We start from the raw sequence: 21,077 nt of genomic DNA, 5'->3' as shown, positions 1-21,077 counted from the left end.
CGATGGTGGATTTTGCAACGTTTCAGGCCGTGGTCGACCTCAATGCCGCGTATGCGGCGGTGCTCGACGCGCAGCAGTGGGATGCCTGGCCCGACTTCTTCCTGGACGACTGCGTCTATCGCGTGCAGCCGCGCGAGAATTACGAACTGGGCTTGCCGCTGGCGACGCTGTCGTTCGAGAGCAAGGGCATGCTGCGCGATCGCATCTACGGGATTCGCGACACACTGTTCCACGACCCGTATTACCAGCGTCACGTGATCGGACTGCCGGCCATTCGGCGACTTGACGGCGACACCCTCCAGGTCGAGGCCAACTACGCGGTATTTCGCACAAAGCCGGATCAGCTCACCGACATCCTGTCGGTCGGTCGCTATCTGGACATTGTCAAACGAACGGGTGACGGATGGAAATTCGCGTCGCGCCAATGCATTTTCGACAGCGAGATGATTCCCAACTCGCTGATCTACCCGATCTGAAGCGAGGCACATCATGAGTGACAACTGGATTGAGGCGGCGTCGCGCGACGCCATTCCCGGCGATGACGTGATCGGCGTGGTCGTGGGCGGGCGGGAGATTGCCCTGTACGACGTGAACGGCGACGTGTTTGCGACGGACAACGCCTGCACGCACGGAAACGCACGCCTGTGCGATGGCTTTCTCGACGGGCACGAGATCGAATGTCCACTGCATCAGGGCAAGTTCGACGTGCGAACCGGCGAAGCGATGTGCGCGCCGCTCACCGAGGCAGTGAGGCGGTATCCGATCCGCATCGAGGCCGATAAGGTCTACGTCGATCTGGGCTGACACCGTCGCCGCGACCGGCGAATTGCCCCGCCTTGGGGCAACCCGCCCACACGGGCCGCCTATCGGACTTGAGAGGGGGCGGGCGGCCCGCAGCATTTCCACGACAGGACGCGCCGGTCAGGGATACCGCGATGCGGCGGTTCGCTGTTCAATGAGTCGTGAATCATTTGTTTCATATAAAATATAAAAGAAACAAATGATACTCATGCGTGATTCGCATGACTGTGGCGGATTCCGCGGGGCGAGGGGTTAATCAATGTATTTTTTTCGATACTTAACTCGCGACTATCGAGCATCGGTTGACCGGTCGACTGTGTAGGAATACTGAGCCAAATAAACCGGGTGCGTAATTGATTTCCGCAGTGCGATATTGTCGAGCGACGTTTTAATAGCGGAGCGGAATGTATCGATGAAGCAAATTTTTTAAGGGATTAAACGCAGTCGAATTCCATAAAGCGTCTGGAGTGGAGTGGAAAGTTGCGCCGCTTTTGGCACTCCATAATGGATCCCCGAAATGCCCTGGCGGGCGGTGAATTGTTGCAACGCAATAAAAAACCCGGCCGAAGCCGGGTTTTCAATGCGTCGAACGGCGCTACCTCAGGCAGGCGCCTGGATGTTCGAAGCCTGCTTGCCCTTCGGGCCCTGGACGACCTCGAACTGGACCTTTTGACCTTCCTTGAGGGTCTTGAAGCCATTCATCTGAATTGCCGAGAAGTGCGCGAACAGATCTTCGCCACCCTCATCCGGCGTGATGAATCCAAAACCCTTGGCGTCGTTAAACCATTTGACCGTACCGGTTGCCATACTAACTTCCCCTCAACAATTACGACTACTACATATCACAGCAACAACGAGCACATCTGAAAATCCCGCCGGCTGGCGGCGGCTTCTTAGGCTCACCCAGGCATCTTTTCTTTTAAAACGCTTATAGAGGAAAAGCGCCACGATGATTGTTTTCGCTAACTACCAACAGTGTCAAGCCCTTTTTGAACGATAGAAGTTACTCTCGATCAGGTTTTACCCTGATGGCCGAGCGGGCGCCAAGCGTGCGGAGACACGCCCTTGAAATTTGGGTTAAGCTGACTCATATGGGTGTGGCACGCCCCGGTGGTCGGGGCTGCGGCGCCTTGCTGGACAACGCGCGCGAGAATCGACGAGTGTTGGCAATCCGGTGGACAACCGGACGGCAGGCGGCAATAGGGGCTCCGATTGCTTCCTGCGCCCGGGAGTTGTTTAGAATCCACGTATGGCAACCTTACCGACAACGCATGACGACACCGTACAGGAGCGGCAAGAGCAACAGCTCAAGCCGCCATCGATGTACAAGGTGGTACTGTTGAACGACGATTTCACCCCGATGGAATTCGTGGTGATGGTCATTCAGGAATATTTCAATAAGGACCGGGAGTCTGCCACGCAGATCATGCTCAAGGTTCACCGCGAGGGCAGGGCAGTTTGTGGGGTCTTTACGCGCGACGTCGCGGCGACCAAGGTTGAGCAAGTTGTTAGCCATGCAAGGCAGTCCGGGCACCCGCTGCAGTGCGTGATGGAGGAAGCATGATTGCCCAGGAATTGGAAGTCAGCCTGCACATGGCGTTTATGGAAGCGCGCCAGGCACGACATGAATTCATCACGGTCGAGCACCTGCTGCTCGCCCTGTTGGATAACCCGACCGCTGCCGAAGTATTGCGCGCGTGCGCCGCAAATCTTGAGGATTTACGGCAGAACCTGCGCAACTTCATCGCCGACAATACGCCGACGGTGCCAGGGAGCGACGAGGTCGACACACAGCCCACGCTCGGGTTCCAGCGCGTGATTCAACGCGCCATCATGCACGTGCAATCGACTTCCAACGGCAAGAAGGAAGTGACGGGGGCCAACGTGCTGGTCGCCATCTTCGGTGAAAAGGATTCCCACGCGGTCTACTACCTGCAGCAGCAGGGCGTGACGCGTCTGGACGTCGTCAATTTCATCTCCCATGGCATCACCAAGACGGGCGCGCCCGGCGAGTCGGCCAAGGCCGGCGAAGGCAGTGCCGAGGGCGAAGAGGGCGCCAACGCCAAGGAAAGCCCGCTCGCGCAGTACACCCAGAACCTCAACCAGATGGCGCGCGACGGCAAGATCGACCCGCTCATCGGTCGCGAGGCGGAAGTCGAGCGTGTGGTGCAGGTGCTGTGCCGCCGCCGGAAGAACAATCCGCTGCTCGTCGGCGAAGCCGGGGTGGGCAAGACGGCCATTGCCGAAGGCCTTGCCTGGCGCGTGACGCGCGGCGAAGTGCCCGAGATCCTGCAGGACGCCACCGTCTACTCGCTGGACATGGGCGCGTTGCTGGCCGGCACGAAGTATCGCGGCGACTTCGAGCAACGCCTGAAGGCGGTGCTCAAGGAACTCAAGGAGCGCAACAACGCGATTCTGTTCATTGACGAGATTCATACGCTGATTGGCGCGGGCGCTGCATCGGGCGGCACGCTCGACGCCTCGAACCTGCTCAAGCCGGCATTGTCGTCGGGGCAGCTCAAGTGCATCGGCGCCACGACCTTCACCGAGTATCGCGGCATCTTCGAAAAAGACGCCGCCCTGTCGCGTCGCTTCCAGAAGATCGACGTCAACGAGCCGACCGTCGAGCAGACCGTGCAGATCCTGCGCGGACTGAAGTCGCGTTTTGAAGAGCACCACGGCGTGAAGTACTCGTCGAGTGCGCTGTCGGCCGCCGCCGAGCTGTCCGCCAAGTTCATCACCGACCGTCACCTGCCTGACAAGGCCATCGACGTGATCGACGAAGCCGGCGCCGCTCAGCGCATCCTGCCGAAGTCCAAGCAGAAGAAGACGATCGGCAAGGGCGAGATCGAGGACATCGTATCGAAGATTGCGCGTATTCCGGCGCAGAGCGTGTCCGCGGATGACCGCGGCAAGCTTCAGACGCTCGACCGCGACCTCAAGAGCGTGGTGTTCGGGCAAGATCCGGCCATCGACGCCTTGTCGGCCGCGATCAAGATGTCGCGCGCCGGGTTGGGCAAGACGGACAAGCCGATCGGCGCGTTCCTGTTCTCGGGCCCGACCGGTGTCGGCAAGACCGAAGTCGCGAAACAACTCGCCTTCACGCTGGGCATCGAGCTGATCCGCTTCGATATGTCGGAGTACATGGAACGTCACGCGGTGAGCCGACTGATTGGCGCGCCGCCGGGGTATGTGGGGTTCGATCAGGGTGGGTTGCTGACCGAAGCCGTCACGAAGAAGCCGCATTGCGTGCTGCTGCTCGACGAAATCGAGAAGGCGCATCCGGACATCTTCAACGTGCTGCTCCAGGTGATGGATCACGGTACGCTCACCGACAACAACGGTCGCAAGGCGGATTTCCGTAACGTCATCGTCATCATGACGACGAATGCGGGCGCAGAGACGATCAACCGTGCGAGCATCGGCTTCACGAACGAGCGTCAGGCTGGCGACGAAATGGCCGACATCAAGCGCATGTTCACGCCGGAGTTCCGTAATCGTCTGGACGCGATCATCAGCTTCAAGCCGCTCGACGAGCAGATCATCCTGCGCGTGGTCGACAAGTTCCTCATCCAGTTGGAAGACCAGTTGCATGAGAAGAAGGTCGAGGTGGTCTTCACCGACAAGCTGCGCGCGTTCCTGGCGAAGAAGGGCTTCGATCCGCTGATGGGCGCCCGCCCGATGCAGCGTCTGATCCAGGACACGATCCGTCGTGCGCTGGCCGACGAATTGCTGTTCGGGCGTTTGACCAGCGGCGGGCGCGTTGCCGTGGATCTGGACGAGCACGACCAGGTGCAACTGTCCTTCCCGCAGGACGGCAACGCCCGTGCCGAACCGGAAGCCGCCGAAGTCGAATAAGCCTCACTGCGTCAACAATGAAAAAGCGCCGCTTCATGCGGCGCTTTTTCTTGGATGTCGCCGCAGTGCGGCGAAGCCGCGGCGGCGTGGCGTCAGTGCTTGCCAGTGCTGCCGAAGCCGCCCGCGCCGCGATCGCTCTCGGGGAATTCGTCGACGAGGTTGAACGTTGCCTGCACCACCGGCACGATCACCAGTTGCGCCAGCCGCTCGAACGGATTCAGCACAAACGACGCATGGCCGCGATTCCAGGTGGAGACCATCAGTTGGCCCTGGTAATCCGAATCGATCAGTCCGACCAGGTTGCCGAGCACGATGCCGTGCTTGTGGCCGAGGCCCGAGCGCGGCAGGATCAACGCGGCGTAGCCCGGGTCGGCGAGATGAATCGCCAGCCCCGTCGGCACGAGGACCGTCTGGCCCGGTTCAATCGTCAGCGGCGTGTCGAGGCACGCGCGCAGATCGAGTCCGGCGCTACCCGGCGTGGCATAGGCGGGCAACTGCGAGCGAAGGCGTTCGTCGAGAATCTTGACGTCGAGGTTCATGGTCTTGTGGCGTTGGATGGGGAGATTGCTGTCGAAAAATGCAGCCGTAGACGCAACGCGTTCGGGCGAGCGTCCCGGGTGCCCGTCAGTCGGCGCTGCGCAACGAAAATGCCTGTGCGAGCAGTTCGTGCGAGCGCAGTCGGGCGCGATAACTGCCGGCGACCGTCAACACGACGATTTCGTCGGCCTCGAACTGTTCCTGCAACGCCAGCACGCGTTCAGTCACGCGCTCCGGGGTGCCGATGATACTACGCGGCTTCTCGCGCGCAATCACGGACAACTCCCGTTCACGATACTGTGCCGTGGCCTGCGCGCCTTGCTCGAGGCTCGGAATCGGCTCGTTCATGCCGTATGCCATCTGTACGCGGCGCAGGTCGACACCGGCTTCCAGCGCTTGCGCTTCGGCGTCGGTGTCGGCACAGATGACGAAGAGCGCCACCGCGCAATAGGGCTTGCTCAATGCGCCCGGCGTGAATCGTTCACGATACGCCTGCGTGACGCGGTGACCGTGATGGGCATTGATGAAGTGGGCGAAGCAGTAACGCAGGCCGAGCTGCGCGGCCAGCAGGCCACCGAACTCGCTCGATCCCAGTACCCACAGCTCGGGGCGCGTTGTCACCGCTGGCTGCAGCAGTACGCCACGGTAGGGGTGATCGTCGGCCAGCGTGTCATTGAACAGGCCAGCCAGCTCAGCCACCTGTTGTGGGAAGTGCTCGCCGGCATCGTAAGGACCTTTGGCAACGGCGCGCGCCGTGCGCATGTCGCCGCCGGGGGCGCGTCCGACGCCCAGATCGATGCGATTCGGAAACAGTGCCTCGAGCATCAGGAATTGCTCGGCCAACTTGAACGGGCTGTAGTAGGGCAGCATTACGCCGCCCGAGCCGACCCGCAGGCGTTTCGTCACGCTGGCGAGCCGGGCGATCATGACCTCCGGTGCTGGATTGGCCACGCCGCGCAGCCCGTGATGCTCCGCGCACCAGTAGCGCGTGTAGCCCAGGTCGTCGGCGGCTTGCGCCAGTTCGACGGTTGCCGCGATGGCATCCGCCACGCTGTGGCCGTGAATCACGGGCGTTTGATCGAGGATCGACAGCTTGATGCGTGCCATAGCCGTAGGCGTCATGAGGGGGAGGCTCCAGGTCGAGGGCACGGGGCCATCGACAACGTCGTCGTGCGGGTCAGTGGCCGCTGCCGGCGGATGCATCCGCCGGTGTTGCGACCGGGCCTGCATGCGGCAGGCGCGCAATCATGAAAATCGCGACGATGCCACCGAGGGCACCGCACAGGAAGATCGAGGCGTAACCGAAATAGTTGGCGACGAGTCCGGCCATCGGACCGATCAGGCCGAGCGCCAGATCGAAGAACGCCGAGTAGGCCGCCAGCGCCGCGCCGCGGTTCTGTGGCGGCACCTGGCGCAGGGCTTCCACCCCCAGGGCCGGGAACACCAGAGAGAATCCCACGCCGGTGAGTCCGGCACCCACGAGGGCCATATCCGGGTTGACTGCCCCCCACAGCAGGAATTGGCCGATGGCGCTGAACACGAGTGAGGCCATGGCGACGCGGCGCCCGCCGAAGCGATCGACGGCGTGCGCGAGCACGATCCGCATACCGATGAAACACGCGCTGTACAGCGTGAGCGCGAAGGCAGCGCCCGACCAGCCGTGACTCGCATAGTAGAGCGTGATGAACGCGGCAATGACGGCGTAGCCGATGCTCCCCAGCGTCATCGCCAGACCCGGGCGCCACACCAGCCCCACGACCCGGAAGAACGGCAGCCGATGGCCGCCCACGGGCGCCGCCGCCGGCAGACGCAGCGCGATCGCGAAGGCGATGGCGGGCAGGGCGATGTTCACGAGCGAGACCGCCGTAAAGCCCGCCGATTGCAGCAGATAGGCCCCGAACGGGGCGCCAACGGCGATCGCCGTGTACATCGACACGCCCTGCCACGAAATCGCCTTGCTGGCGTGGGCGGCACCAAGCAGGCCGATGCCCCACGACATGCCGCCGGTCAGGATCAGGCTTTCGCCGAACCCGAGCACGACGCGTCCCGCAATAAGGATCCCCAGCGCGAGCGCCGGGTTCGGCACCATCGACGCGGCGAGATACAGCAGGCCCGCCGCACCGCAGCCGCACAGGCCGGTCAGCACGGCGCGGCGGGGGCCGCGGGTGTCGACGGTGCGTCCGGCGTAGGAGCGCAGCAGCAGCGTGACGACCGACTGGATGCCGATGGTCACCCCAACCACGAACGAGCCGTAGCCGAGCGTTTCATGCACATAGACCGGCAGCACGGGCAGCGGCATACCGATCGTCATGAAACCGAAGAACATGATCGCGGCGAGCATGCTCAGTGTCCCGTAGACACTGGCGGCGGGCCGCGCGGGCGTAGGAGGTTGCGTCATTGGATTTGTTATCGTTTGCGATGGCCCGCTTCGAGGGCGAAGGGCTGAGGCCGTGACGTCGAGCGTTGCCGCCAGTCCGTCAGCGTCGCCGGACAGCGACGATGACGGACGAGACGCCGATGAGACGGCGTGCGGTGTGTCGGGGGCGGTCGTCAGCCCGGCGCACGCGAGGGAAGCCGGGCCGCGATTTCGGCGATCAGGCGTTGGGCGAGCGATGCCTTGTCGGCACGTGGGAGCCGTTGCTGCCCGGCCTCGTCGAACAGGATGACTTCGTTGTCGTCCTGCCCGAACGTGGCCGGACCGAGATTGCCGACGAGCAGCGGCACCTGCTTGCGCTTGCGCTTCTGGGCGCCGTGCGTCTCCAGATCGCCCGACTCGGCCGCGAACCCTACGCAGTAGGGCGGCGTTGGCAACTGTGCAACGGCCGCGAGGATGTCGGGGTTTTGCACGAATTCGAGCGTCGGCACGTCGGCGTCGCCGGTCTTCTTGATCTTGTCGAGGGCCACCTCGCGCACGCGCCAATCGGCCACGGCGGCCACCGCGATGAAGATGTCGCTGTGCGATGCGAGCGATACCTGCGATAGGTCGGCCATCACGGCATCGTACATTTGCTGCGCCGTCTGGACGTTGCTGCGGGTCACGCCGTAGGGCGTCGCCAGTGCGCACGGGCCGGCGATCAGATGCACGTCGGCGCCGGCCTGCGCCGCGGCACGCGCGAGCGCGAAGCCCATCTTGCCGCTGGACAGGTTGGTCAGGCCACGGACCGGATCGATCGGCTCGAAGGTCGGGCCGGCGGTAATGAGCACACGACGTCCGGCGAGGCGCTTCGGCTGGAAGAAGCCGGCGAGTGCCTCGAACAGGTCTTCCGGTTCGAGCATCCGTCCATCGCCGATCTCGCCACAGGCCTGCTCGCCGCTGCCGGGGCCGAGGATTGTGACGCCATCGCCGCGCAGCGTCGCCGCATTGCGCTGTGTCGCCGGATGGGCCCACATCTGACGATTCATCGCGGGTGCGACCAGCAGCGGACAATCGCGCGCCACGCACAGCGTGGACAGCAGATCGTCCGCCATGCCATGCGCGAGCTTGGCGAGGAAGTCGGTGGAGGCGGGGGCGATAAGAATGGCGTCGGCCTCGCGCGAGAGGTCGATGTGCGCCATGTTGTTGTCGATGCGGCCATCCCACTGGCTGGTGAAGACGGGGCGGCCCGAGAGCGCCTGCATCGTGAGCGGGGTGATGAATTGCGTGGCGGACTCGGTCATCACGACCTGCACCGCTGCACCGGCCTTGATGAGCAATCGGGTCAGTTCGGCCGACTTGTAACAGGCGATGCCGCCGGTCAGGCCGAGAACGATGGTCTTGCCCGCAAGTTCACCGCGTTCCATAGGGAAATGCCTCCTCCAAAGTGCTGCGCGGCGCCTCCAGGGCGCCGCGACGGTGTTTTGCCTCGATCCCGCCCCCGTTGCCGTGGCCGCAGTGGCGGATCGCGCCGCAGGGCGCCTGCGGCGCGCTGCGCCAGGCGCTACTTGCCGCGCCTCACGCGGCGCAGCTCGTCGATCACCAGCAGGACTGCGCCCACGCAAATGGCCGAGTCGGCCACGTTGAACGCCGGCCAATGCCAACCACCCACGTGAAAGTCCAGGAAGTCGATCACGTGGCCGTAGATCACCCGATCGATCACGTTGCCCAGCGCGCCGCCAAGAATCAGCGAGAGCGACAGGCAGAACATCTTCTGGCCGTTATGACGCTTGAGCAGCCAGATGATCACGGTTGCCGCGACCAGGCCAAGCAGCGTGAAGAACCAGCGCTGCCAGCCGCCCGCGGCCGCCAGAAAACTGAACGCCGCGCCCTTGTTGTACACCAGCACCAGATTGAAGAACGACGTCAGCGGATGAAACTCGCCGTACTGGAACGTCTTCAGGATCGTGAGCTTGGTGACCTGATCGAGCAGGATCGCAATGACCGCAACCCCAAGCCACGGGGCCAGCCCATAAGCGGTGCCGCGACGCGCGCCACCATTGCCATTGCTGCGTCGTGCGCCCACTTTCGTTGCCATTATGCCGCGCTCCGGTGTTCGCCGCTGCCGAACAGATTCGACACGCAGCGCCCGCACAGGGTGGGATGGGCGGCGTCGGCGCCCACGTCTTCGCGATAGTGCCAGCACCGCTCGCACTTCTGGTGCGACGAGGGCGTGACCACCACGCCCTCGTCGGCGTCGGTCGCTACCTGGGTGACCGAGGCCGCCGACGTGATCAGCACGAAGCGCAGATCGTCGCCAAGGCTGGCCAGCACCTCGAACTTGCGCCCCGAGACGCGTACGTCCACTTCGGCCTGCAGCGACGAACCGATTTGCTCCGCTGCGCGTGCCTCCTCGAGTGCCTTGGTGACGTCGCCGCGCACCGTGCGCAGCAGGTACCACTTCTCGAGCAAGCGCGAGCCTTCCGCGACGTCCGGATAAGCGTAGTACGTTTCCGTGAAAATCGTGTCGTTGCCTGGCTGGAACACCTGCCATGCCTCTTCGGCCGTGAACGACAGGAACGGGGCCATGAGCTTGAGCAGGCCGTGCGTGATGTGGTACAGCGCGTTCTGGGCGGCGCGGCGTGCCGGGGCGTCCGGCGCGCTCGTGTACAGGCGATCCTTCAGGATGTCGAGGTAGAAGCCGCCGAGGTCCTCGGAGCAGAACGTCTGGAGCTTGGCCACGACCGGATGGAACTCGTAGCGGTCATAGTGGCCGAGCACTTCGGTCTGCAGCGACTGGGCCAGCGCCACGGCGTAGCGGTCGATTTCCAGCCATTGGTCTGACGGCAGCGCATGTTTCGCGTGGTCGTAGTCGGCCAGATTCGAGAGCAGGAAACGCAGCGTGTTGCGGATACGGCGATACCCTTCGGTCACGCGCTTGAGGATTTCATCCGAGATCGACAGCTCGCCCGAGTAATCGGTCGACGCGACCCACAGGCGGATGATTTCGGCCCCCAGTTTGTCCGCAACGTCTTGCGGCAGAATCGTGTTGCCGATCGATTTCGACATCTTGCGGCCCTGACCGTCGACCGTGAAGCCGTGCGTGAGCAGCGCCTTGTACGGCGGGCGGCCGTCGAGCATCGAGGCCGTGAGCAACGACGAATGGAACCAGCCACGGTGCTGATCCGAGCCTTCCAGATACAGATCGGCCGGGAAGCCCAGTTCATGCGCGTGCGAGCCGCGCAGCACGTGCCAGTGCGTGGTGCCCGAGTCGAACCACACGTCGAGTGTGTCGCGGTTCTTCACATAATCGTTGGCCTCGTCACCGAGCAGTTCCACCGGGTCGAGCGTTTGCCACGCTTCGATGCCTTCGGTTTCCACGCGCTTGGCCACGGCTTCGAGCAGTTCCGGGGTGCGCGGGTGCAGCGCACCGGTTTCCTTATGCACGAAGAATGCCATCGGCACGCCCCATTGACGCTGACGCGAGAGCGTCCAGTCCGGGCGGTGCGCGATCATGTTGTGCAGGCGCTGCTTGCCCCATGCCGGGAAGAACTCGGTGGCCTCGATGCCGGCGAGTGCGATCTCGCGCAGCGTCTTGCCGTCGCCCGGTGCGCCGTCGACCGGCTTGATGTCCATCCCCGCGAACCACTGGTTGGTGGCGCGATAGATGATCGGCGACTTGTGACGCCAGCAATGCATGTAGCTGTGCGTGTACTTGAACGAGTGGAACAGCGTGCCGGCCTCGCGCAGCGCTTCGACGATCTGCGGGTTGGCGTCCCAGATCGACTGGCCGCCGAACAGCGGCAGGCTGTCCTGATAGCGCCCGTCGCTCAGCACCGGCATGCGGATTTCCGAGTCGGTCATGCCGTGCGCCTTGCACGACGCGAAGTCTTCCACGCCGTAGGCGGGGGCCGAGTGGACGATGCCGGTCCCCGTGTCGGTCGTCACGTAGTCGCCGAGATAGATCGGCGAGGTGCGCGCGAAGCCGGCGTCGGCCGTCCAAAGCGGATGGCGGAAGCGGATCAGCGAGAGCGCTTCGCCCTTCGTGCGGGCGATGATTTCGCCGTGCAGGCCGTACGTCTTCAGGCAATCTTCCACACGTTCGGTCGCGAGGATCAGCAGGCCGCGCTCGGTCGAGACCAGCGCGTACTCGACTTCCGGGTGAACGTTGAGCGCCTGATTCGACGGGATCGTCCACGGGGTGGTCGTCCAGATGACGATGTGGCCGTCTTCGCGCGGCAGCTTCGGCAGGCCGAAGGCCTCCGCGACTTTCTCCGGCTCGGCGAAGGCAAAGCCGACGTCGATGGCCAGATCGGTCTTGTCCTTGTACTCGACTTCCGCTTCGGCAAGTGCCGAGCCGCAGTCGAAGCACCAGTTCACCGGCTTCAGGCCGCGGTACACATAGCCGTTCTCCATGATCTTCGCGAGCGCCCGAAGCTCGTTCGCTTCGTTCGAGAAGTTCATGGTCTTGTAAGGGTTGTCCCAGTCGCCGAGCACGCCCAGGCGCTTGAAGTTGGGCTTCTGACGCTCGATCTGCTCGGCGGCGTAAGCGCGCGCCTTCTCCTGAACTTCGCGCACCGGCAGATGCTTGCCGAACTGTTTTTCGATCTGGATTTCGATCGGCATGCCGTGACAGTCCCAGCCCGGCACATAGGCGGCATCGAAGCCCCCGAGGCTGCGTGCCTTGACGATCATGTCCTTGAGGATCTTGTTGACCGCGTGGCCGAGGTGGATGTCGCCGTTGGCATACGGCGGGCCGTCATGCAGGATGAACTTCGGCCGGCCTTTGCTGGCTGCGCGGATCTTGTCGTAGATCTTCTTTTCCTGCCATTGCTTGACCCACAGCGGCTCGCGCTTGGGCAGGTCGCCGCGCATCGGGAACGGCGTGTCCAGCAGGTTGACAGGATATTTGCTCGGGGCTTTCTTTTCGCTCATGGGGCTTCGCTACGAATTTGGGATGTCGGGGTAGGGCGCTCGCGCCGATGGCGTTGCAGGCGGCCCGTGTGGGCCGGAAGCGGCAACGCCCGGGCAGGTGCCAGTGGCGGCGGCGGGCCGCGCGCGAGGCGCTGGGCGCCGCCGCACGCGGGCGAAGATCAACTAATTCGGTCGGTGGCCGAGGTGGCGAAGTCGCGTCGTGCGCTCGGGCCGTTGGCGTCGAGTGCATGCGCGAAGTAGGCGCGCGCCTCGCGCGTGTCCTGCGCGATGGCGGCTTCCAGTTCCGCCAGCCCGTCGAATTTGGCTTCGTCACGCAGCTTCTGCAAAAACTCCACGCGCACCAGCTTGCCGTAACAATCGCCGTCGAAATCGAGCAGATGCACTTCGAGCAGCACGCGTCCAGAGTCGTCCACCGTCGGGCGCCAACCCAGGCTGGCCACGGCGGGCAGCGGCCGGTCCGCCAGACCATGCACCTGCACGACGAAAATCCCCGTCAGCGCCGGATGCTTGTGAGCGATGCGAAGATTGAGCGTCGGGAAGCCCAGTTTGCGGCCGAGCTTCATGCCATGCACCACATGGCCGGTGATCGCATACGGGCGGCCGAGCAGCGCATGGGCGCGCTCGAAATTGCCGTCAGCGAGCGCAGTGCGCACTTCCGAGCTGGAAATCCGTGCGCCGTTGTGCGCAATGGTCGGCATTTGTTCGACGACGAAGTCGAAGCGACGGCCGGCGTCGCGCAAATATTCGATGTCGCCCGCGCGTTTCGCGCCGAAGCGGAAGTCGTCGCCCACGAGCAGCCAGCGGGTGTGCAAGCCATCGACAATGATGTTGCGCACGAACGCCTCGGGAGACTGGCTGGCGAAATGGGCGTTGAAGTGTTCCACCACCAGGCGGTCGACCCCATGCGCGCGAAGCGCCTCGAACTTGTCGCGCAGATTGGAAATGCGCGCGGGCGCCCGGTCGGGCATGAAATACTCGCGGGGATGCGGCTCGAACGTCATCACGCACACCGGCAGGCCGCGTGCGGCCGCCGCGGCGCGTACGCGTGCCAGCAGCGCCTGGTGGCCCAGGTGCACGCCGTCGAAATTGCCGATCGTCAGCACGCAGGGCGCTTTGCTCTGCGCGTTGGGTAGACCCCGGAAGACTCGCACGATAAAGGAAGCGTCAGTACAAGACGTTGAGTTGAACGTTGGTGAATGAACCGCGCGGCAACGCTGGCAGGACTTGCCGGCCTGCAGCACCGGGACGGACCCGGGACGGCACAGGACGGTCGATCCGACATTGCGGCGCCGCAGAACGTTGAATTATAAACGCTTCGCGACCATCGCGGCATACGACGCGGCCAATCCCACGTGTCTGGTGCGTCGCACCAATGATAAAATCCTGCGATGAAGAACATTGTCATCCTGATTTCCGGACGAGGCAGCAACATGCAGGCCATCGTCCGCGCCTGTATCGCAGAAGGCTGGCCTGCCCGCGTGGCGGCCATCATCGCCAATCGCGCCAACGCCGAAGGCCTGGCATTCGCCCAGGAAAACGGTATCGTAACGGCCGTGGTGCCCAGCCAGGGCAAGACCCGCGAGGCATTCGACACCGAACTTGCCGCCGAGATCGACCGTCACCAACCCGATCTGGTTGTGCTCGCCGGGTTCATGCGCATTCTGACGCCGGCCTTCACCGAGCACTACGCCGGCCGGCTCCTGAATATTCACCCGTCGCTGTTGCCCGCCTTCCCGGGCTTGCAAACACACGCGCGCGCGCTGGAAGCGGGCTGCAAGGTCGTCGGTGCGACGGTGCATTTCGTGACGGCCGAGCTGGATCATGGCCCCTACATCCTGCAGGCGGCCTTGCCCGTGCGGGCGGGGGACACCTCCGAGACGCTGGCCGAGCGTATTCTTCCGCTGGAACACATCATTTATCCGCGCGCCGTGCGCTGGTTCGTGGAAGACCGTCTGGTCGTGGCCGATGGCCGCGTGACGCTCACGCCCGGTGCCGACGGCACGCCCGATCCGCAATGGTTTTTTGGTGAGAACGCATGAGCACCCGCCCGACACAGCGCCGCGATGGCGCCAATCAATCCGGTCACCGCTCCGGCGGCCGATCCACCGATACCCGTCAGCCGTCAAAGGGGGCGCAGGCGGGAGAGCGTCAGGAGCGGTATGTCCGTCCTGACCGCTACGACCGTTCGCGCAACGATCGCCGCCCGGAGGCGCCGCCCGCCGAGACGGCCCGCATGCGCGGCGAGCATCTGTCGCCCGCACTCTTCGAACACACGCAACGCCTGCTCGGCAGCGTGCTGACCTTCAGCGGTCCGGCCGATACGCTCGTGAGCACATACTTCCGCGCCAACGCCAAGCTGGGCCACCGCGAGCGCGGTGTGCTGGCGGAAACGGTCTTCGCCATTCTGCGCCGCAAGCTCGAATTCGGTCAGCACGCAGGCAGTGGCTCCGGGCCGCTGGAGCGCCGTCTGGCACTGCTCGGGCTGGCGTTCACGCGTGGCCTGGCGTCGGTGCAACTGGTGGCAACGCCCGATGAAGTCACGTGGCTCGAGCACGTCGGTCAGATCGACCCGGCAAGCCTGTCCGCACGCGTGCGCACCAATTTGCCGGAATGGCTCTACGCGCGTCTGGCCAAGCGATTCGACGACACCGAACTCGAAGCCCTCGCGGCGGCGCTCAACCAACCCGCGCCGCTCGACTGCCGCGTGAACGTGGTCAAGGCGAACCGGGACGACGTGCTCGCGCAACTGCGCGCGGATGGGTTCTCGGCCGAGCCGACGCCGTTTGCGCCCAACGGCATTCGCCTGGCCGGAAAGCCCGCCTTGCAAAAGCATGCGCTGTTCATCTCCGGCGCCATCGAAGTCCAGGACGAGGGAAGCCAGTTGCTGTGCCAACTGGTCGCGCCGCGTCGCGGGGAAATGATCGTCGACTTTTGCGCCGGGGCGGGCGGCAAGACGCTCGCGATCGGCGCGCAGATGCGCTCCACGGGCCGGCTTTACGCGTTCGACATCTCGGAGAAGCGGCTCGCGAAGCTCAAGCCGCGTCTGGCGCGCAGCGACCTGTCGAATGTCTATCCGGTGATGATCGACAGCGAGAACGACAGCAAGATCAAGCGACTGGCGGGCAAGATCGACCGGGTGCTGGTCGACGCCCCGTGCAGCGGACTCGGCACGCTGCGACGCAATCCGGATCTGAAATGGCGCCAGTCGCCGCAGTCGGTTGCGGAACTCACGCAGAAGCAGGCGTCGATCCTCGCGAGTGCCGCACGGCTGGTGAAGCCCGGCGGTCGTCTCGTGTACGCCACGTGCAGCCTGCTGACCGAAGAGAACAGCGCCATTGCCGAGGCATTTGCCGCCGCGCACCCCGATTTCGTGCTGTTGCCGGCGAACGCGTTGCTGGCCGCGCAGAAAATCGATCTCGATACGGGCACGTACCTCGAATTGCTGCCGAACCGCCACGCGACCGACGGTTTTTTTGCCGCCGTGTTCGAGCGTCGTCCGGCATAAGGCGACGCTCGGCGTCAGCGAACCACCATAAGAAGAGAGAGAGCGATGCAGGAAAGTCCGGCTTTCGCGAGATTGGTTCGGGACGTCGTCCGTGACGTTGGCGAGCCGCAGATCGTCTGGCAGGTCGTGGCGCTCGTGGGCGCGCTCGCCGTTGCGCTCATGTTGCGACGCTGGATGGTCGGCCGGCTCGACCGTCATTTCGCGCGTGTTGCCCCCGCGCGCCGGGCGGGTTCGTCGAGCCTGCGCCGCGCGTTCTTCCCGATGTTCGGCTGGATGTGCGTGGCGCTCACGCGCGTGGTGCTTCAGGACTACACGCACGTCTCGCTGCTGATGCTCGCGGAAGTGCCGCTGTTCGGCACCGCGCTCATCTACCTGGCGTTCTATTTCGCGCGGCGGTTGTTCGCCACCTCGCCTCACGCCTCGGGGCTGCTGAAAGTCTTCGAACGTGTGTTCACGACGCTCGCCTGGCTGTCGATGGTGGCGTATGTGCTCGGTGTGCACGACGATATCCTGAAGTGGCTCGCCAGCGTGCGCTTCGCCGTCGGTTCGAGCCATTTGACGCTGCTCTCGATCCTCTCGGGCCTGCTCTGGATCGGCGTGACGCTCGTGATGGCGATGTGGGTGGGGGCGCTGATCGAAGATCGGATCATGCGTACGACCACGCTCGACGGCAATCTGAAGGTGGTGCTCTCCCGGCTGGTCAAGGGCGTGCTGACGCTGATTGCCGTGCTCACGACGCTGTCGTTCGTCGGCATCGACATCACGGTGCTCGGCGTGTTCGGCGGCGCGCTTGGCGTCGGGCTGGGCTTCGGCCTGCAGAAGATCGCGTCGAATCTCGTGTCGGGCTTCATCATCCTGCTCGACCGCTCGGTGCGCATTGGCGACCTGATCACGATCAGTCCGTATCACGGCACCGTGTCGCAGATCAATACGCGCTATACGGTTGTGCGTGGGCTGGACGGTGTCGAAGCCTTGGTGCCGAACGAGCAACTGGTGACGAACGTCGTCCAGAATCACTCGTTTACCGAGACCCGTGGGCGCGCCAAGGTGAACGTGCAGGTGGCCTACAGCGCCGACGTCGAGCTGGCGATGTCGCTGATGCTCAAGGCAGCCGTGGACATTCCCCGGGTGTTGGCCGAACCGGCCCCCTGGGCACTGTTGCTGAATTTCGGCGCCGATGGGATGGATCTCGAAATGGGCTTCTGGGTGCAAGATCCCGCCCAAGGCAGCGGGGCGATCCGTTCCGAGATTAATTTGCGGATTTGGCGCACATTTCGCGAGCACGGTATTGAAATTCCGTATCCGCAGCGCGAAATACGCATTCTCAATGATTGGGCCGACGGCGTGCCGGTCGGGAGCGTGCATCCGCCGGTCTTGACGACGGAATCGCCCGGATTGGCGCCTTCCGAGGCCGATGACGCCACGAGGAAGCCCGCCTAGACGCCGTGTGGACGCTTTCGCCGATGGGCGCGGGTTGACCTGCGACAAAATGCGTGGCTGGGAGGTTACACACGGGCGTCAGTCCGTCAGGTAAAATACGGGCCAAACGATAATAAACCGACGTTCACTGGCACGTTTTCCGCCCATCTCGCCCCGGCATTCAGCAACTTGCCGAACTCCAGCGAATCCAAGCGTCAAGCGAGCGCACGAACGATACCTGACGCGACGGCCATCGATGTCCTATCGGCCCGACAAGACAAGCCACGGCGACGTTGCCGTGATTGCTACCGTATTGATTAGTTTGGAGTGATATTTTGCTGGACAGTCTCCTTGGATTCATCTCGACCGGCTTGCTCGACTGGAGCGGCTGGAAGATCACATTGTTTACCTTGGCCGTCACCCATGTGACGATCGCCGGTGTGACGATCTATCTGCACCGTTGCCAGGCGCACCGCGCGCTCGACGTGCATCCGATCGTTGCCCATTTCTTCCGCTTCTGGCTGTGGATGACGACCGGCATGGTCACCAGCGAGTGGGCGGCCATTCACCGCAAGCACCACGCCAAGTGCGAAACGCCGGAAGATCCGCATAGCCCGCAAACGCGCGGTCTGTGGAAGGTGCTGGCCGAAGGGGCCGAACTCTATCGCGCCGAAGCGAAGAACGAAGAAACGCTGCGCAAGTTCAGCCACGGCACGCCGAACGACTGGATCGAGAACCATCTCTACAAGCGCTATCCGATTCTCGGCGTGAGCCTGATGATGATCATCGACATCGCCCTGTTCGGCGCGGTCGGCCTGACGGTGTGGGCCGTGCAGATGGTGTGGATTCCGTTCTGGGCCGCCGGGGTGGTCAACGGTCTGGGCCACTACTGGGGTTATCGCAATTTCAATTGCGCAGATGCGTCGACGAACCTGCTGCCGTGGGGCATCATCATCGGCGGTGAGGAACTGCACAACAATCACCATACGTACGCGACGTCCGCCAAGCTCTCGAACAAGTGGTACGAGTTTGACATCGGCTGGCTGTATATCCGTGTGTTGTCGGCCCTGGGCCTGGCCAAGGTGAAGAAGATCGCGCCGACGCCGAAGCTCGCGAAGAACAAGGCGGCGTGCGACGACGACACGCTGCAGGCCGTGCTCTCGAACCGCTACGAAGTGATGGAGCGCTACGCCAAGACGTTCAAGCGTGCCTACGGCGAGGAACTGGCGCGCTTCAAGGAAAAGCGTCAGCATGGCGAATATCAGTTGTTGCGCGGCGCCAGCAAATGGCTGCATCACGACGAAGCATCGCTGCAAGAGCCGCAGAAGCAGCAATTGGGCGAGATCTTCGCGCACAGCAACGCCGTGAAGACCTATTACGAACTTCGCCGCGAACTGGCCGGTATCTGGGAGCGCTCGAATGCGTCGCGCGAACAACTCCTGAGCCAGTTGCAGAACTGGTGCCATCGCGCCGAGCAGAGCGGTATTCACGCGCTGCAGGAGTTCGCGACACGTCTGCGCCGCTACGCTTGAACGGGCTCAGCCAGAAATCCATTTTTGACGCATAATCAAAACCCCGCCAAGGCGGGGTTTTGTCATTCCCGGTCCCCCCCGCGGGCCACGTGAAAATGAACGCCTCAATCAAATCCGTAGCATTCGAGCGCCCCGCACCGAGCGGCGCCACGTGCGTTGCCCATGCGTGGGCACGTGTCCCGGAGGCGCCGTCGCAAGCAGAACGCGCGGCGCTCAAGGCCCGAATCAAGCGCCTGCTCGTTGAGCAGGACGCCGTGTTGGTGGCCCATTACTACGTCGACGCCGACTTGCAGGATCTTGCCGAGGAGACGGGCGGTTGCGTGGCTGATTCGCTCGAGATGGCGCGCTTCGGCCGCGACCATCCGGCCAAGACGCTGGTGGTGGCCGGCGTTCGCTTCATGGGCGAGACATCGAAGATTCTCAGTCCCGAAAAACGCGTTTTGATGCCAGACCTCGACGCGACCTGCTCGCTCGATCTGGGCTGCCCCGCCGACGAATTCGCCGCCTTCTGCGATGCGCACCCCGACCGTACGGTCGTGGTCTACGCGAATACCAGTGCTGCCGTGAAGGCGCGGGCCGACTGGATGGTGACGTCGTCGATCGGGTTGGAAATCGTCGCGCATCTGCACGCGCAGGGGAAGAAGATTCTCTGGGCGCCGGATCGCCACCTGGGCAGTTATGTCCAGAAGCAGACGGGGGCCGACATGCTGCTGTGGCAAGGCGCCTGTCTGGTGCACGACGAATTCAAGGGCACCGAGCTGGAATTGCTGCGTCGTGAGTTTCCGAACGCCAAGGTGCTGGTACATCCGGAGTCGCCTGCCTCGGTGGTCGAGCAGGCCGACGTGGTCGGTTCGACGTCGCAGATGATCACGGCCGCCCAGACGATGGATGCGACCGAATTCATCGTGGCGACCGACAACGGCATTTTGCACAAGATGCGCGCCGCGGCGCCGGGCAAGCGTTTCATCGAAGCGCCGACAGCCGGCAACAGCGCCACGTGCAAGAGCTGCGCGCACTGCCCGTGGATGGCGATGAACAGTCTGCAGAACCTGGCCGACGTGCTGGCAACCGGGCACAACGAGATTCACGTCGATGCGCAGATCGGCCGTCGCGCCCATACCTGTATCGACCGGATGCTGAAGTTCGCCGAGGCGCGCAAGCAGAACGTTCGCGCCAGCGGTGATTTTGCGCGTGACGGCGCATTGTTTGCCGGAGTGGGCCCCGCATGATGACGTCATCCAGGATCCTGAGTGCCGACGAGGCCGTTTCGCCCGTCTTCGCCATCTTCGGCGAACCGCTCGAGGCGGCGCTCACGCGCAACGTACGCGATGCGCTCGCCGAAGACATCGGCGCCGGCGATTTGACCGGCCTGCTCGTGCCGTCCGAGGAAATGGCGCACGCGCGCGTCATCGTGCGCGAGTCGGCGGTGCTGTGTGGCGTGCGCTGGTTCGAGCGATGCATGCAAGGCGTTGATGCGTCGGTGCGCATTCAGTGGCACTACCGTGAAGGTGAGCGCATGACGCCCGACTCGGCCGTATGCGACATTCATGGCCCGGCGCGCGCGCTGCTCACGGGCGAGCGAACGTCAATGAACTTCCTCCAGTTGCTTTCTGGCGTGGCGACAGCCGTGCGTCGTTATGCCGATATCGTTGAGGGCACGAAGGCGAGGGTACTGGATACGCGCAAGACGTTGCCTGGCCTGCGTCTCGCACAGAAATTCGCGGTGCGCGTGGGCGGCGGGGCGAATCAGCGTCTGGCGCTCTACGACGGCATCCTCATCAAGGAGAACCACATCGCGGCGGCGGGCGGCATTCGCCAGGTGTTGGCGAACGCCGACCGCCTGGCAGACGGCGCGCCGGTGCAGATCGAGGTGGAGTCGCTCGAAGAGCTTGAAACGGCGCTGGAGTGCGGTGCGACTTCGATCCTGCTTGATAACTTCACGTTGGAAATGATGCGTGAAGCGGCTCGCGTGACGGACGGGCGCGCCGTGCTGGAGGCCTCGGGCGGGATCAGTCTGGAAACGTTGCGCGCGATTGCGGAGACAGGCGTCGATCGGATTTCCGTCGGTGGACTTACCAAGGATGTCCGCGCCACCGATTATTCGATGCGAATTCTGGAGACGGTGGGGTAGGCGCCG

18 protein-coding genes are annotated in these 21,077 nt (G+C 63.7%); 10 read left to right on the top strand and 8 right to left on the bottom strand.

What is annotated here, in order from left to right; translation table 11 throughout:
- Positions 1-2 precede the first annotated feature (2 nt).
- Positions 3-476 (top strand): aromatic-ring-hydroxylating dioxygenase subunit beta, encoded by a 474-nt coding sequence (locus tag PTE31013_RS05370; RefSeq protein ID WP_150611797.1) that lies wholly within the window; start codon positions 3-5, stop codon positions 474-476.
- A gap of 13 nt (positions 477-489) precedes the next feature.
- A complete protein-coding gene (locus PTE31013_RS05365; RefSeq protein ID WP_150611796.1) occupies positions 490-804 on the top strand; it encodes a non-heme iron oxygenase ferredoxin subunit in 315 nt (104 codons plus the stop codon).
- Positions 805-1,401: 597 nt separating this feature from the next.
- Here the strand turns inward: PTE31013_RS05365 and cspD are convergent.
- A complete protein-coding gene (gene cspD, locus PTE31013_RS05360; protein ID WP_017232769.1) occupies positions 1,402-1,608 on the bottom strand; it encodes a cold shock domain-containing protein CspD in 207 nt (68 codons plus the stop codon).
- A 442-nt stretch (positions 1,609-2,050) separates the two neighbouring features.
- On the opposite strand from cspD, the gene clpS reads away from it, so the two are divergent.
- Together clpS and clpA are read left to right on the top strand one after the other, a co-directional pair.
- Positions 2,051-2,365: an ATP-dependent Clp protease adapter ClpS gene (gene clpS, locus PTE31013_RS05355; protein ID WP_150611795.1), complete on the top strand. Its 315-nt coding sequence runs from the start codon at positions 2,051-2,053 to the stop codon at positions 2,363-2,365.
- The gene (gene clpA, locus PTE31013_RS05350) at positions 2,362-4,659 is read left to right on the top strand and encodes an ATP-dependent Clp protease ATP-binding subunit ClpA (protein ID WP_150611794.1); all 2,298 of its coding nucleotides are present in this window, start codon (positions 2,362-2,364) and stop codon (positions 4,657-4,659) included. The genes clpS and clpA overlap by 4 nt, the downstream gene beginning before the upstream one ends.
- 92 nt (positions 4,660-4,751) lie before the next feature.
- Here the strand turns inward: clpA and dut are convergent, their stop codons facing one another.
- The 7 genes from dut to PTE31013_RS05315 all read right to left on the bottom strand — a co-directional run bounded on the left by dut (position 4,752) and on the right by PTE31013_RS05315 (position 13,635).
- Complete coding sequence (gene dut / locus PTE31013_RS05345; protein WP_150611793.1) at positions 4,752-5,198, bottom strand: dUTP diphosphatase; 447 nt, start codon at positions 5,196-5,198, stop codon at positions 4,752-4,754.
- 85 nt (positions 5,199-5,283) lie between these two features.
- Positions 5,284-6,318 (bottom strand): LLM class flavin-dependent oxidoreductase, encoded by a 1,035-nt coding sequence (locus tag PTE31013_RS05340; RefSeq protein ID WP_174978439.1) that lies wholly within the window; start codon positions 6,316-6,318, stop codon positions 5,284-5,286.
- 55 nt (positions 6,319-6,373) lie between these two features.
- Positions 6,374-7,594, bottom strand: coding sequence for an MFS transporter (locus tag PTE31013_RS05335; protein ID WP_150611792.1), 1,221 nt, complete (start codon positions 7,592-7,594; stop codon positions 6,374-6,376).
- A gap of 152 nt (positions 7,595-7,746) precedes the next feature.
- A complete protein-coding gene (coaBC, locus tag PTE31013_RS05330) occupies positions 7,747-8,976 on the bottom strand; it encodes a bifunctional phosphopantothenoylcysteine decarboxylase/phosphopantothenate--cysteine ligase CoaBC (protein ID WP_150611791.1) in 1,230 nt (409 codons plus the stop codon).
- A gap of 137 nt (positions 8,977-9,113) precedes the next feature.
- Positions 9,114-9,647: a signal peptidase II gene (lspA, locus tag PTE31013_RS05325; RefSeq protein ID WP_150611790.1), complete on the bottom strand. Its 534-nt coding sequence runs from the start codon at positions 9,645-9,647 to the stop codon at positions 9,114-9,116.
- Entirely contained in the window at positions 9,647-12,484 is a 2,838-nt protein-coding gene (gene ileS / locus PTE31013_RS05320; RefSeq protein ID WP_150611789.1) for an isoleucine--tRNA ligase, read from the bottom strand. The genes lspA and ileS overlap by 1 nt, the downstream gene beginning before the upstream one ends.
- Before the next feature lie 158 nt (positions 12,485-12,642).
- Entirely contained in the window at positions 12,643-13,635 is a 993-nt protein-coding gene (locus PTE31013_RS05315) for a bifunctional riboflavin kinase/FAD synthetase (protein ID WP_150611788.1), read from the bottom strand.
- Positions 13,636-13,872: 237 nt separating this feature from the next.
- Here PTE31013_RS05315 and purN point away from each other — a divergent pair, with 237 nt between their 5' ends.
- From purN to nadC, 6 genes are all read left to right on the top strand, one after another.
- On the top strand, positions 13,873-14,523 hold the full coding sequence (purN, locus tag PTE31013_RS05310) for a phosphoribosylglycinamide formyltransferase (protein ID WP_150611787.1): 651 nt from the start codon (positions 13,873-13,875) through the stop codon (positions 14,521-14,523).
- A gap of 194 nt (positions 14,524-14,717) precedes the next feature.
- Complete coding sequence (locus tag PTE31013_RS05305; RefSeq protein ID WP_150612189.1) at positions 14,718-15,989, top strand: RsmB/NOP family class I SAM-dependent RNA methyltransferase; 1,272 nt, start codon at positions 14,718-14,720, stop codon at positions 15,987-15,989.
- Positions 15,990-16,034: 45 nt separating this feature from the next.
- On the top strand, positions 16,035-17,429 hold the full coding sequence (locus PTE31013_RS05300; protein WP_150611786.1) for a mechanosensitive ion channel family protein: 1,395 nt from the start codon (positions 16,035-16,037) through the stop codon (positions 17,427-17,429).
- Between the two features lie 314 nt (positions 17,430-17,743).
- Positions 17,744-18,940, top strand: a complete 1,197-nt coding sequence (locus PTE31013_RS05295) for a DesA family fatty acid desaturase (RefSeq protein ID WP_150611785.1) — start codon at positions 17,744-17,746, stop codon at positions 18,938-18,940.
- A gap of 95 nt (positions 18,941-19,035) precedes the next feature.
- The gene (gene nadA / locus PTE31013_RS05290) at positions 19,036-20,169 is read left to right on the top strand and encodes a quinolinate synthase NadA (RefSeq protein WP_150611784.1); all 1,134 of its coding nucleotides are present in this window, start codon (positions 19,036-19,038) and stop codon (positions 20,167-20,169) included.
- Positions 20,166-21,071, top strand: coding sequence for a carboxylating nicotinate-nucleotide diphosphorylase (nadC, locus tag PTE31013_RS05285; RefSeq protein ID WP_150611783.1), 906 nt, complete (start codon positions 20,166-20,168; stop codon positions 21,069-21,071). The genes nadA and nadC overlap by 4 nt, the downstream gene beginning before the upstream one ends.
- Positions 21,072-21,077: the final 6 nt, after the last annotated feature.

This window comes from Pandoraea terrigena, assembly GCF_902459705.1.
Taxonomy (GTDB): Bacteria; Pseudomonadota; Gammaproteobacteria; order Burkholderiales; family Burkholderiaceae; genus Pandoraea; species Pandoraea terrigena.
This window is presented reverse-complemented; position numbering and strand designations above follow the sequence as displayed.

Excerpts from the sequence above, each read along its gene's own strand:
- PTE31013_RS05370 (WP_150611797.1), top strand. The coding sequence starts at position 3 with ATGGTGGATTTTGCAACGTTTCAGGCCGTGGTCGACCTCAATGCCGCG.
- PTE31013_RS05365 (WP_150611796.1), top strand. The coding sequence starts at position 490 with ATGAGTGACAACTGGATTGAGGCGGCGTCGCGCGACGCCATTCCCGGC.
- cspD (WP_017232769.1), bottom strand. The coding sequence starts at position 1,608 with ATGGCAACCGGTACGGTCAAATGGTTTAACGACGCCAAGGGTTTTGGA.
- clpS (WP_150611795.1), top strand. The coding sequence starts at position 2,051 with ATGGCAACCTTACCGACAACGCATGACGACACCGTACAGGAGCGGCAA.
- clpA (WP_150611794.1), top strand. The coding sequence starts at position 2,362 with ATGATTGCCCAGGAATTGGAAGTCAGCCTGCACATGGCGTTTATGGAA.
- dut (WP_150611793.1), bottom strand. The coding sequence starts at position 5,198 with ATGAACCTCGACGTCAAGATTCTCGACGAACGCCTTCGCTCGCAGTTG.
- PTE31013_RS05340 (WP_174978439.1), bottom strand. The coding sequence starts at position 6,318 with ATGACGCCTACGGCTATGGCACGCATCAAGCTGTCGATCCTCGATCAA.
- PTE31013_RS05335 (WP_150611792.1), bottom strand. The coding sequence starts at position 7,594 with ATGACGCAACCTCCTACGCCCGCGCGGCCCGCCGCCAGTGTCTACGGG.
- coaBC (WP_150611791.1), bottom strand. The coding sequence starts at position 8,976 with ATGGAACGCGGTGAACTTGCGGGCAAGACCATCGTTCTCGGCCTGACC.
- lspA (WP_150611790.1), bottom strand. The coding sequence starts at position 9,647 with ATGGCAACGAAAGTGGGCGCACGACGCAGCAATGGCAATGGTGGCGCG.
- ileS (WP_150611789.1), bottom strand. The coding sequence starts at position 12,484 with ATGAGCGAAAAGAAAGCCCCGAGCAAATATCCTGTCAACCTGCTGGAC.
- purN (WP_150611787.1), top strand. The coding sequence starts at position 13,873 with ATGAAGAACATTGTCATCCTGATTTCCGGACGAGGCAGCAACATGCAG.
- PTE31013_RS05305 (WP_150612189.1), top strand. The coding sequence starts at position 14,718 with ATGCGCGGCGAGCATCTGTCGCCCGCACTCTTCGAACACACGCAACGC.
- PTE31013_RS05300 (WP_150611786.1), top strand. The coding sequence starts at position 16,035 with ATGCAGGAAAGTCCGGCTTTCGCGAGATTGGTTCGGGACGTCGTCCGT.
- nadA (WP_150611784.1), top strand. The coding sequence starts at position 19,036 with ATGAACGCCTCAATCAAATCCGTAGCATTCGAGCGCCCCGCACCGAGC.
- nadC (WP_150611783.1), top strand. The coding sequence starts at position 20,166 with ATGATGACGTCATCCAGGATCCTGAGTGCCGACGAGGCCGTTTCGCCC.